A 12554-nucleotide genomic window follows, 5' to 3' on the forward strand; every position below is an offset into this window, starting at 1 on the left:
TTAGCCACAAATTAACCAAAATATTAATCTAAAATAAAAAATGCCAGCATAATGCTGGCATATTTACTAACAGATCTCTTAGAAGCTAAAGTTTAGCCCAATTTTATAAATACGCCCTAACGTGTCGTATTGACTTGGGAAAGTGTTACCAGAATTAGCTCTTGTAGCGCCAATCTGATTACCTAGTACAGGTGGATCTTTAGCCAATAAATTATCAATACCTGCGGTAACCACTGCATAATCAGTTACATGATAACTTGCAAATAAATCAAAGTAATCATATGACTCTATGCTTCTGAACTCTTCAAAACGCAATTGTGCTTCTGGAAGTTCAACATCTACAGAGTTGATGTGACGCCATTGAAGTGACACGGTAAAGTCATTCATGCTCCAAGTCGTTCTTTGAATCCATCTTAAATCCGAGATTGGTGTACAACTTGTGCCATAAAACCCTTTGCAGTCCGTTACTGGGACATTATCAGAGCTTTGAGATTCTTGGGTAAGGTATTTATTGATATTGGCTGTAAAGTTAATCTCGCCATATTCGTCTAAATCCATTCCAATATTCATTGCAATTTCAATACCTTCTGCCCTTAAGAACTTCAGGTTGCTAGTAAACAAGTTAACGCCAGCAGATGAGCCCGTTAAATCACCGCCTACACGGTTTATTTTAGCGCAGTCCTCGACTAAACCTTGTATATAGCAAGAGTCCAATACCTCTTGAGCACTAAAGTTACCAATAATATCTGATATATCGATGTCATAGTAATCCGCTGATAGCGTAAAGGTACTAAAAGTATCAAAATCAGGTGTCCAAACAAAGCCTGCGGTGGTTGTATCGGCTTCTTCTGGCCCCGGTGGCTGGTCGGGATTACTACCAGCAAAGGTATTTATTTGACCTGAAATAATATCAGGGATAATACCCACTTGAGCATCGGACATGCCTGTTGATATGCATAATTGACGCAAAGTGTCATCGATATTACCAGCATTTGCTACCGAACATGGGTCTTGGGTTGCGTTACTTAAACCCGAGGTTACAGGCGAAGATAACTCACCGATATTGGGTGCTCGGTTGGCACGTTGTTTCATGACTCGCACTAATAAGCTATCGACAGGGCGCCAATTTAAGCCATATTTCCATGAATCAGTAGTACCAATAGTGTCATAGTCAGAGCTTCTATAGCCAACTTCTAAGTCAAGCTTCTCGGCAAAAGGTTTACCATCAATCATTGGTAAAATACCTTCAAAATAGATATCTTGAGTTTTGTAGCCGCCTTTTATGGGTAGTAAGTTTCCACCAGCACCCCCTTGACAACTTGCTGGCGCCAATTTTAAACACTCATCCGGCTCAAGCAAACCTGTTTCATTTCTAAATTCAAAGCCTACACTGACCGATAATGGCGCGTCTGCAGTTGGCAAAGTTATCGCATCTACTGGACCGGTTAGAACAATTGAACCTATCTCTTGCTCATATTTTTGTTGTTGAATAGCAATGGCTCGAGCAAATCCCGCTTGAGCTTCTGTGATGGTGCCAAAACCACCAAATAGGTCGATGGGTACACACGTTCCACCAGATGCGCAAGTTACGCCATCTCTTGTATCTAATGCGGCTTGAATGTTTGGAAGGTTAGTGTAGCCATCTCTTACGGTAGTTCTGTTTGATTCACCATATTGATACGAAACATCGTACTCCCAGCCATCTTTAATTTCGCCTCTAACTCCTAGATTCAGCTGCCAAATATCAGAATCAAAGCGCTCAGTTCTTGGGCCTAACTCTAATGTACGCCTGCGCAATCTGACGTTGAGTGAATCCTCAGAGTCTACAACGCCGTTAGCATTAGTGTCTGTCCAACTTCCGCCATCAACAAGCGAACCTCCTGCCACTGCATCGTTTGCACCATCTAGAATCCACTGGAGTGCTTGATCCCCAATAAATGGATTGTACAAAGGGAGATTAAAGGCTGCGCCAAACGTACCAGATGGAGCGACTTGTTGATCCACAGAGCTATTTGAGTAGTTAAACGATGCGTACACTTGCGCATGATCATTTATTTCATAGTTTGCTAATGCTGTTGCCGAATATCGTTGCGCCGGGGTTTGGTAAAAGTTAAAGGGATTGAAGTTAAAACGGCTACACTGCTCACCAAGGGTTCTATCATCTCTGAATTGGCCAGACACTCCAGTCCCAATGAGCTCAAAACGGGTGGGGATAGCGGTAGTGGAACCACTGCCGTTGACAAAATCTACGACATTGGGGCCGCCACAACCAGCGATTGGTTCAGCGGGTTGCTGACCGGCAAGGAATTCGGCATAGCCAGCACCGGTATTAGAATTAATGCCTAATTGACCTAGTGGGCGTTGACCTAATCGAATTGCTTCACGCTCAAACCAACTAATTGATACCACAGCATTGCCGCGACCGTCGTCAAAATTTGACCCGACTGTCAGGGCAATACTATCTTGATCGCCGTCAGATTCATCGGTCTGTGAATGGTTTAAGTCAAGAGCGACACCTTCAAAATTATCTTTTAGGATTACGTTAACCGCACCTGCTACTGCATCTGAACCATATACAGCTGACGCACCACCTGTCACAACATCTATCCGTTCGATAAGTGCAGTAGGAATATTAGTAGTATCTACTTGTCCGTTAAAGTTAAACGGCACCATACGTTTGCCGTCAAGTAACACAAGATTACGTTGTGCACCTAAGCCCCGTAAGTCTATTGTCGCAGCGCCAGCGGTACCGTTATTTGCGTTACTCCCGTCAGCAGGAATAGTCGATGGGAGTACTCTTAATACTCTTTCAAACTCGGGCGTTTGTAAAAAACCAATTTCTTCTTCTCCAATTGAAACAATGGGGCTTGTGGATTCGGTGCCTGGAGCTCTGATGCGGCTACCAGTAATGGAAATTTTTTCAACAGTGACTTCCGCTGCGCTGCCTTCTTGTGCTAATGCAGCGCTAGCGCCAAGCCCAGAGAATAAAGCGACGCAAAGTGCCGTATTCACTGATAAAGCGATTTTTGTTTTTGTGAACATATGTATCTCCCTTTTTCTCACGATAAGCATCAGTGCGTGGTGTGAGAAACTGTGTGGTTGAATGCGGACAAAATTGATGTCCTTCATTAAACTAGGCTAAAAAGTAGTACATGCACTAGTGCGGATACACGAAGCGAGGCATTGATGTGATAACTGGTATTGATGAAGGGACAAACGGGGGGAACTTAACAGCAATTACCATCAAAATGATAAGGGCTAATTTAGAATCAAACTATATAAAGTAAGGTAATTACATGAATTAATTGTATTTATTACAGAAGCTTAGGGTATGTCTTATGGCCGGTCTTACAAGGGCTCACTTGTATTGGTACAAATTGTCTATTCGGTGTGATGAGTTGGAATTTAAAGCATAAATAGATTACTGTGTTGAAAAGGCTGTATGGTTTTTTGAACAAAACAGGATGTGAACGGGGTCATCATGAAGGATACAGACACACTATTGACGCGTTATTTTTGGGTCATCAATAGCTGCTTTTGGATAGCGGTGCTGGGCATATTTACACATATCCAAGTTGGAGCAGATTTAGGCACCGAACAAGAGCGTTCGTGGCTGTATACGTGGGTGCTGTTGAGCCCTTGGTTTTTGACATGGATAGGAGTTAGTGCCTGCGTTTTTAAACTTGTCGATGTTTCTAATTTCTTAAAGCTTAGTGTGAAACAAAAAATACTATTACATTTGTTGTCCGCTTGTTTGCTATTGGCAATATATTGGATGATATGTACCTTCTTTCACATCATTTTGCGTGCAGAGGCACTAAGTGATTACATTGCTAGGTTAATTCGAATTGTCTCTGGTAGTGCGCAATTGGATATTGCAATATATGCAGGGGTGTTAGCAGTTGCTTTAGGTGCGAGTCTTTATCATGCGAATATGCATGAAAAGCTTGAAATCAAAAAACTACAAGCCTTGCTGGCACAAGAGCAATTAAAGTCATTACGCTCGCAGCTTAATCCTCATTTTTTATTCAACTCACTAAATACTATTGCCAGTTTAGTGCGCTTAAAGCGTGAAAAAGATGCCATTTCGGCCTTGTCGGAATTGAGTTTAATGTTGCGTCAAATTCTTGAGAGCAAGAACCATACTGATATACGTTTGAAGGACGAAATATCATTTATTAATAGTTACTTATGTATCCAGAAAATTAGATTTGCTGACAAAATCAAAGCTCAAATTGATGTGGAGCCTGCATGCATGGATATTGAAATCCCTAACATGTTGTTACAACCTTTAGTTGAAAATGCAGTGCAACATGGCTCACAATTAGAATCAGACCAAAATCCAATTAGCTTAAAAATTACGCGAGACGAACACGAACTAACATTTTTAATGATCAATAAAGTTGCGGCATGTGATGAACACAATGGGTTTGGTATCGGTGTTTCAAATACACGAGAGCGATTAACGCGATTGTATAAACACTTTTTATTCGAACTGACCCCTTTAAATGGAGGTTTATTTCAAACCGTTTTGACAATACCTATAGGAGCAAAGGATGCTTAATGTATTAATAGCAGATGATGAAGCACTCGCCAGAGAAACGCTAAAACTTCTGTTAAGTAATATTGGTTCAGTGGCCAATGTATATGAAGCGAGTAATGGTACCGAAGCACTTTCACTAGCTACGCAAAAGCAACCTGATATTGTGATATTGGATGTAGAAATGCCTAGGTCAGTCGGGATTAGAGTTAGCAAAGCATTTGCCTTCGCAATGCATTGTTATGTTTGTGACAGCTTATAATAATTATGCGATTGAAGCTTTTGAGTTAAGTGCAGTAGATTATGTGCTAAAACCCTATGAAGATGACAGGTTTATCGAGGCGTTTGAAAGAGCTAGCCAACGATTTCATGAACGTGGTTTTCGTCACTACTCTGAAATGCACGAAGCTTTTCAACAGCTTAGTGAAAAACCTAAGACCGATTATAAAGAACGACTTGTGATAAGAGATCCAGGCCGTATAAGGCTGATTGATATTGAGAATGTCAACTTCATCACTGGTGCAGGCAATTATGTCGAATTGCACCTAGATGACAATAAAACCGTGTTACACCTAGAAACACTATGTGAGTTAGAAAAGCAATTAGATCCCGATATTTACGTGAGGATTCATCGTTCGTCTATTGTTAGACGTAAACTTATTGTTGAATTACGACCAAATGATAAAGGTGACTATACCGTTATTTTGGCCACTGGTGAGACTTTAACCTTGTCTCGCAGGAATAAGCTTAAACTTGAAGAAATCACTCACTAGTACAGGGCTAGTGAGTAACACTTATCCAGAGCAGATTACTTTTTAGCTTTTGCAAACGCTTCTGCAAACGCATTACCCATCATTCCATTTGCAGGAGCTGAATTTTGATGGGAACGACTAGTTTTTGGGGCTCTGTCGGATCTGTTGCTTGCGGGCTTGCCAGCCTTAGTAGGTTTTGAGTGCGCTTGAGTTGGTGCGGATTGAACATCGTCATCTAAGCGCATGCTAAGTGATATTCGTTTGCGCTGAACATCAACCTGTGTCACTCGGACCTTTACAATATCACCTGTTTTGACTATCTCACGAGGGTCTTTGATGAATTTGTTTGTAATGGCTGATATATGCACCAAACCATCTTGATGGACACCGATATCGATAAAGGCTCCAAAATTGGCAACATTACTGACCACACCTTCTAAAACCATACCGACTTCAAGATCGTTCATGGTTTCTACGGCATCATTAAATTTCGCTGTTTTAAACTCTGGCCTTGGATCACGGCCAGGCTTTTCAAGCTCTTTCAATATGTCGTTTACGGTCGGTAAACCAAAGGCTTCGCTGACATATTCTTGAGGCTTTATGGTGCTAAGTGTGCTTTTATCACCCATTAGGTCATTTACAGCAATACCAGTATTTTTAACAATATTGGTAACAACTTCATAGGCTTCTGGGTGAACGCAAGAGCGATCAAGTGGATTATCACCATTCATTACTCGCAAAAAACCAGCCGCCTGTTCGAAGGCTTTGGGCCCTAAGCGTTCTACTGACTTTAAGGCTTTTCTATTGGCAAATGCACCTTGTTGATTACGTAGCATCACAATATTATTAGCCAAGGTTTTATTTAGTCCAGACACATGGGACAAAAGCGCAGGAGAAGCAGTGTTGAGATCAACGCCTACTGCATTCACACAATCTTCAATAACGGTATCTAGTGAAGTGGCAAGTTGGCTTTGATTAACGTCATGCTGGTATTGGCCCACGCCAATGGCTTTGGGCTCTATTTTTACAAGCTCTGCTAGCGGGTCTTGCAGGCGTCGCGCAATTGAAACTGCACCTCGTAAAGAAACATCCATATCAGGTAATTCATCACTGGCTAGCTCAGAGGCTGAATATACACTTGCTCCAGCTTCGCTTACAACAAGCTTTTCTAGTCCTAGGCCTTTGTTTGCCTTTATTATTTCGCCGACAAGTTTATCGGTCTCTCGAGACCCTGTTCCATTACCAATGGCAATTAATTCAACTTTATGTTGTTGACACAGGTTAATCAAAGTGCGCGACGATTTATCCCACTGATTTTGAGGTTGATGAGGAAATATTGTTGTAGTGGCTAATACTTTGCCCGTTGGGTCTAGCACCACTGTTTTAACACCGGTTCTAAGACCAGGATCTAGCCCCATTGTTACTTTTGGACCAGCAGGTGCGGCCATTAATAAGTCTTTGAGGTTTTTGGCAAATACATCAATCGCTTCAGTTTCAGCGCGCTGGCGTAATTTGGCAAACAATTCAGTTTCCATATATTGGCTGATTTTAACGCGCCATGTCCATTGAACCACCGAATTTAACCAAGGTAAGTCTATTACGATTGCTAGTGCTATCTGCAAAAGTGTTAGAACCAAGCGCATCTTTTATAATTTGTTCACATACCTGCGAAGAGGCATCTGGTTGAGCGGCGTTTGCTTCTAATTTAACGTGTAATACGCCTTCATTTCGTCCTCTGAAAACAGCCAGTGCCCGATGAGATGGTACACTTGATAGTTTTTCAGAATAATCAAAATAGTCTTTAAATTTCTCACCTGTACTTTCCATGCCCTTTATCACTTCGCTGACGATATGAGCATGTGACATCAGATATTGGCGCACTGCTTGGAGCACCTTTGCATTTTCAGCAAACTCTTCCATTAAAATAAAGCGAGCACCATCAAGGGCAGACTTTTGATCTTCTATCCCTTTGCTTACATCAATAAATTGATTTGCTATGTCTTGTGGATCTGCCTGTGAATCACTTAACAGCGTTTGTGCTAGTGGACCGAGCCCGTTCTCAATTGCTATTTGGCCTTTTGTTCGTCTTCTTGGCTTAAATGGTAAATATAAATCTTCAAGTTCAGTTTTATTATCAACACCAACAATTTGTTGCTTTAACTCTGGAGTGAGTTTGTCTTGTTCAGCAATCGACTTTAATATGACCTTGCGTCTGTCTTCAAGCTCTCTGAGATAGCCTAAGCGCTGTGCAAGTAATCTAAGCTGGGTGTCATCTAAGCCTTGTGTTACTTCTTTTCGATATCGAGCGATAAAAGGAACAGTTGCTCCCTCGTCTAATAGCTTAACAGCGGCATCGACTTGAGCTACTTGTGCGTTAAGTTCTTTTGCGATCTGATTAATGATCATGATTTGATTCCTAGCATAGTTTGGCTGGGTTAATATTTTTCATAACGTATCTCGATGATTTCCCATTCTGCAATACCCTTTGGGGTATTAACGCTTGCGACGTCACCTACTTCTTTTTTTATTAGCGCGCGCGCCATTGGTGAGTCAATTGAAATGGCGTCTTTACGGGAGAATATCTCGTCATAACCGACAATTTGAAAGCATTTTTGTTCGCCTTCTTCACTTTCTATACTCACAAAAGCGCCAAAAAATACTTTGCCTTCTTGTTGCGCAGAATAGTGAACAACTTGACAGTTTTCTAGACATTTTTTTAGGTAACGTACTCGGCGGTCAATTTCGCGCAAGCGTTTCTTGTTGTATTGATAATCAGCGTTTTCACTACGATCGCCAAGTCCCGCCGCCCAAGTCACTTTTTTGGTGATATCGGGGCGTTCTTCTCGCCATAAAAAATCTAATTCTTTTTTAAGTGCGGCGTAGCCTTTAGAGGTTAATAAGGGTGTTCTCAATGCTCAAATAGGACCTTGTAAAACAAAAGAAGCTGCCTGAAAAGGCAGCTTCATATTGATAAATTGACTTATTGTGCTGCAACAACATCCAGTAATTCAACATCAAATATTAATGTAGAATTTGGCGGAATGCTACCTGCTGAACGTTCGCCATAAGCTAGCTCGCTTGGGATATAGAAACGATACTTTGAACCAACTTTCATTAGTTGTAAGCCTTCGGTCCAACCTGAAATCACGCGGTTTAATGGGAAGCTAGTTGGCTCACCACGACCATATGATGAGTCAAATTCTTCACCATTAATCAAAGTACCTTTATAGTGAACAGTAACAGTGTCTTCAGCAACAGGGCTAACGCCTTCACCTTCACTTATGACTTCATATTGCAAACCAGACTCGGTTACTACCACGCCTTCTTTGTTTGCATTTTCAGCCAAGAATGCTTCTCCTTGCGCTTTTACTTCAGCAGACTGAGCAATTGCTTGAGCCTGTTGTGCTTCTTGTAACGCCATATCAGATGCTTGAGCAAAGCCTTGAATTTCAGCTTCAGTAAATTGAAGCTTATCTGCCATGGCATCACTAAAACCTGCTTTAAGCGCAGTTTCGTCTACTTCAAGGTCTAACGATTTTTGTTGATCTAGACGGTTTTTGGCGAACAAACCCATGCTTGCGCCTAGCGCATAAGAATGTTGCTCGGCTTGGCTTTCAAATGTTGTTAATGTTTGTGTAGTTTCCTCAGCGCTTGCTGCAGGTGCATCGGCTTGTTCTTTTTTGTCGCCAGAACATGCAGCAATAGTCAGTGTAGCGCCTACTAATAGGGCAATTGATGCCTTTTTCATTTTTTTATTCTCCTTCAACATATAGTAAATATGTTTGGGTTAGCTTAGTTTGATGATTGATAGTGTTTTACAAATCATGGATTATACTGTGATACATGTTAATGCGGTTACCAACAAAGTGAAACCCTTGATAAACAATAGAGCCATATTTTTTTCAATTATTGCCATATTTGCGTTATTTCTGGCCGCTTGTTCAGTGCCAAGCTCCACGCCTATTGATAAAGTGAACTTATCACAAGATGGTGTATATGCAGCGGATATACATATGGCGTCAAATTTAGTTGTGTATTCACAGGTAAATGGTGAAATCATAGTGTTTGATTTGACTCAACAAGAGCAGTTATTTTCTTGGCGGCATCAGCAGAAAGGCTTAAATTTAGTCGACAATGTAAAATTTTCTAAAGACGGCCAATTTGTTATCACATCAGATAGTGAAGCATTTGCTATTTGGGATATTGCGAGTGGCGAGCCGACAGGCTTTTGGCGAATTAATGCGCAAGACGATGCTCCAGAACAAGCGACGACTATTCGGGACATTGCTGTTGCCAATGGTGGAAGAGCCGCGCTTATTGCCAAAGCTAATGGACAAGTCATGTTTTTTGAACCGCAGACACAAAGACGTCTTGAATTTATTGCGCACGAGGAAAAAATCAATAGTGTTGATTTGTCTGCCAATGGATTTTATGCCTTAAGTGGCTCTAACGATTATAAAGCTTACTTATGGGACACACGTGATGGGCAAATTATCCATGTGTTTGATCATCCTCATCGGGTAAGTCATGTTACTATTGATCAACAAGGAAAGTACTTATTTACATCAGATAGTCAAAATAAAGCGCAAGTTTGGGATGCACAAACAGGGCAAGCAGTTTCGCGCTTAGACTTTATAGAACGACAACTTATTTTTACAAGCGCAAGGTTTTCAAAAGATAGTAAGTATTTACTGACTGGGTCTCCAGCAAAGCGGCTTGCTTTGTGGGACGCAGCCAGCGGGAAGTTAGTCAATCAGTGGCGTGTGGCACCTAGCAATGGACCAGCTCCGCAATCTGCAGTTGTCTACGCAGTGGATTTTTCCGATGGACGCCCGGTGTCAGTTGCTAGCAGCGGTAATTTTGAGCGATGGGGCCTTGATTCAATCAGTATAGAACAGGATAAAAATGAACAATAAACCGCAAGACCTTCAAGCAAAGATAAGCGACCTTGAAAAACAGCAAGAATCATTAGAGGTAAAATTAGCCTATCAGGAAGACACGATAGAGGCTCTTAATGAGCAAGTTGTTGTGTTACAACAATCTCTAGATAAGCAAAGCTATATGCTGGAAAAGGTTGTTGACAAAATCAAGACAATCAATACCTCTGAGTTACCCACAAACGACCAAGTTGAGCTGCCTCCTCATTATTAAGTCTTTGTGTAAATACCTCGATTTTTCTTGGGGTTAAGCATCCTAATCTAGGGAGCTTTTTAAACCTTGAGTATTTTGTAAATACTTTAAAGTAATATCATCATTTTCAGATAACAAGATATCCTTTGTTAACACCAGTTTGAATGCACTTGCATACCCTTTTAAAAGTACTCATTAGTAGCGTCCTGATACTTGCATCAGCATATTGCTTTGCAAATAAGACGGCAGTGTTTGACAATACCGGCAAAATACTAGTACTTGATGAATATGTAGAGTACGCACTTAGTAGCACTCCATCACTAACAGGCAATGAAAAATGGCAATCTGAGCCCATCGAAAGTAATTCATTTTCATCGCAACAATATCTGCACTTCAGGTTAACTATTCGTAATGCATCCCGATTTGATAAGCCCATTTGGTTTTCTGTTAATTTTCCGGCTTTCTCAACGATTATGGTGAGTGATGGCGATCAAGCATGGTTAACTGGGGATGAGATGCCTTTTAGTTCCCGCCCAATAAAAGCACCAAACTATCATTTCCCGATGATATTAAAATCGGACGAAGACTTACAAGTGTCTGGCTATATGCAAGGCGAGATATTGCGTTATAGTTTTGCACTTGGCACGCCGCAACTGATAAGTGAGCAGTACAGAAAAGAGTTGCAACTTGATATGACCTTTTTTGGCGCGATGTCGCTATTAGTGATCATCGCCATTATGGTATTTTTGACAACCAAGCAGACTGTATTTTTAAGTTTTGCTTGTTTTGTTTTCACTGTCATCGCATGGCTTTTTAGAATTTACGGCTATGGATTTGAAGTAATTTGGCCCTCGTATCCAAGTCTAAATGATGTTACCTATGTCACTACTGTTTATGCTTTGATGGCATCAACTGCCTTGGACTAGTATTGCTTTTTTAATTGATCACAAAGTACCCATGATAGGGAAAAGGGTCATGCTTGCTTATCTAATGGCTTTGCCGATAGGCGGAATTTTACTACGGGTCTTTGAAGGCTTTGAAGCATCCATCGACTATCCATTGTATTGGTTTTTCGCTTTTTTCCCTGCATTAATTATCGTGGTAGCACTAAACATAAAAGCGGGCTCAAAAAAAGCAAAACTATTTGCGATTTCTATGCTGCCTTCTATCTTAAGCGGTTTGCTTGTGGCAATGTTCGTGACAGGTGTTGATTTAGGGCTTGATCCTAAAGCCGCCATTTTATGGGGGCTAGCAGCGACTAGCTTTTTGTTAATTTCGGTTACCTGTTCATATTTGATAAAAGTCTTGCGAGAAGACAGAAACAATCAAAAACAACTAAGCGAAATGAAAACCCGCCAAGCTGAACAACTTGAGAGCTTAGTGATTGAACGCACTCAAGCTCTTGAACAAAGCAACCAGCGCCTCAAAGATATCGCTCATATTGATAGCTTAACCAAACTCCCCAATCGCCGTAGTATTGACATTTTTGTAGACAGCTTACAAGACGCTGATTTGCCCATATATATTGCTATGATTGATTTAGACCATTTCAAACGCATCAATGATAGATATGGCCACGACATCGGTGATATTGTGCTAAGTAAAGTGGGTGAATTGTTTGGTCCATTTGGTGATAAAGATACGATGATTGGTCGCTATGGTGGTGAGGAGTTTTCAATTGTGGCAAGGCATACCGACAAACAAACTTTCGAAGATATGCTCAAGGCCTTGCATGCGCACATCAATACAACAAGCATAAAAGAGTGTTTGGCACTTAAGCTAGGGGTATGCATTGGTTGGGTGGTATGTGATGATATAAATACTATTACCGATGCATTTAAACAAGCAGATCAGGCTCTATATCAGGGTAAGCAAAGTGGTCGAAATTTGGTGATTGAGTATCAAACATCATTTAATCAGGCTTAAACACACCAATGACACCACTATCTGTTTTACTTGCCTGCGTTACCTCAGCAGTTGTTTGTGTTTCTTTGTAGTTGCAATTAACGCAGGCTAGCTTTTCAACATTGTTCTCAAAATACAGCATTAAGGTATCCAGGCTTTTGCACGATGGGCAAGTTGCCCCAGCGATAAATCGTTTTTTAGCTTTATTGGTCATCTTTGTCGATTAA

General features: G+C 41.1%; 11 protein-coding genes and 1 pseudogene. 7 read left to right on the forward strand and 5 right to left on the reverse strand.

What is annotated here, in order from left to right:
- Window positions 1-78 precede the first annotated feature (78 nt).
- A complete protein-coding gene (locus ACZ1G6_RS00310; protein ID WP_472617557.1) occupies window positions 79-3042 on the reverse strand; it encodes a TonB-dependent receptor domain-containing protein in 2964 nt (987 codons plus the stop codon).
- A gap of 439 nt (window positions 3043-3481) precedes the next feature.
- Here ACZ1G6_RS00310 and ACZ1G6_RS00315 point away from each other — a divergent pair, with 439 nt between their 5' ends.
- The 3 genes from ACZ1G6_RS00315 to ACZ1G6_RS00325 are packed head-to-tail and all read left to right on the forward strand — an operon-like array spanning window position 3482 to window position 5313.
- On the forward strand, window positions 3482-4564 hold the full coding sequence (locus ACZ1G6_RS00315) for a sensor histidine kinase (protein WP_472617558.1): 1083 nt from the start codon (window positions 3482-3484) through the stop codon (window positions 4562-4564).
- Window positions 4557-4802 carry a LytR/AlgR family response regulator transcription factor gene (locus ACZ1G6_RS00320; protein ID WP_472617559.1) on the forward strand — a complete coding sequence of 82 codons (246 nt, stop codon included), beginning with the start codon at window positions 4557-4559 and terminating at the stop codon, window positions 4800-4802. The genes ACZ1G6_RS00315 and ACZ1G6_RS00320 overlap by 8 nt, the downstream gene beginning before the upstream one ends.
- Window positions 4783-5313 (forward strand): LytR/AlgR family response regulator transcription factor, encoded by a 531-nt coding sequence (locus ACZ1G6_RS00325; protein WP_472617560.1) that lies wholly within the window; start codon window positions 4783-4785, stop codon window positions 5311-5313. Before ACZ1G6_RS00320 ends, ACZ1G6_RS00325 begins: the two co-directional genes overlap by 20 nt.
- Window positions 5314-5348: 35 nt before the next feature.
- On the opposite strand, the pseudogene ACZ1G6_RS00330 reads toward ACZ1G6_RS00325, so the two are convergent.
- The 3 genes and pseudogenes from ACZ1G6_RS00330 to fkpA form a co-directional block, all read right to left on the reverse strand.
- Window positions 5349-7698: pseudogene (locus ACZ1G6_RS00330) on the reverse strand (Tex family protein).
- Window positions 7699-7727: 29 nt separating this feature from the next.
- Window positions 7728-8204 carry a transcription elongation factor GreB gene (gene greB, locus ACZ1G6_RS00335; protein WP_472617561.1) on the reverse strand — a complete coding sequence of 159 codons (477 nt, stop codon included), beginning with the start codon at window positions 8202-8204 and terminating at the stop codon, window positions 7728-7730.
- A gap of 68 nt (window positions 8205-8272) precedes the next feature.
- Window positions 8273-9040 (reverse strand): FKBP-type peptidyl-prolyl cis-trans isomerase, encoded by a 768-nt coding sequence (gene fkpA / locus ACZ1G6_RS00340; RefSeq protein ID WP_472617562.1) that lies wholly within the window; start codon window positions 9038-9040, stop codon window positions 8273-8275.
- Window positions 9041-9092: 52 nt separating this feature from the next.
- On the opposite strand from fkpA, the gene ACZ1G6_RS00345 reads away from it, so the two are divergent.
- From ACZ1G6_RS00345 to ACZ1G6_RS00360, 4 genes are all read left to right on the forward strand, one after another.
- On the forward strand, window positions 9093-10208 hold the full coding sequence (locus ACZ1G6_RS00345; protein ID WP_472617563.1) for a WD40 repeat domain-containing protein: 1116 nt from the start codon (window positions 9093-9095) through the stop codon (window positions 10206-10208).
- Entirely contained in the window at window positions 10198-10443 is a 246-nt protein-coding gene (locus tag ACZ1G6_RS00350) for a SlyX family protein (RefSeq protein WP_472617564.1), read from the forward strand. Before ACZ1G6_RS00345 ends, ACZ1G6_RS00350 begins: the two co-directional genes overlap by 11 nt.
- Window positions 10444-10670: 227 nt before the next feature.
- Complete coding sequence (locus tag ACZ1G6_RS00355) at window positions 10671-11348, forward strand: 7TM diverse intracellular signaling domain-containing protein (protein ID WP_472617565.1); 678 nt, start codon at window positions 10671-10673, stop codon at window positions 11346-11348.
- A 49-nt stretch (window positions 11349-11397) separates the two neighbouring features.
- On the forward strand, window positions 11398-12348 hold the full coding sequence (locus ACZ1G6_RS00360; RefSeq protein WP_472617566.1) for a GGDEF domain-containing protein: 951 nt from the start codon (window positions 11398-11400) through the stop codon (window positions 12346-12348).
- Here the strand turns inward: ACZ1G6_RS00360 and ACZ1G6_RS00365 are convergent.
- Complete coding sequence (locus ACZ1G6_RS00365) at window positions 12335-12541, reverse strand: YheV family putative zinc ribbon protein (RefSeq protein ID WP_472617567.1); 207 nt, start codon at window positions 12539-12541, stop codon at window positions 12335-12337. The genes ACZ1G6_RS00360 and ACZ1G6_RS00365 overlap by 14 nt on opposite strands.
- Window positions 12542-12554 lie beyond the last annotated feature (13 nt).

This window comes from Glaciecola sp. HA4-3 (genome assembly GCF_055693685.1).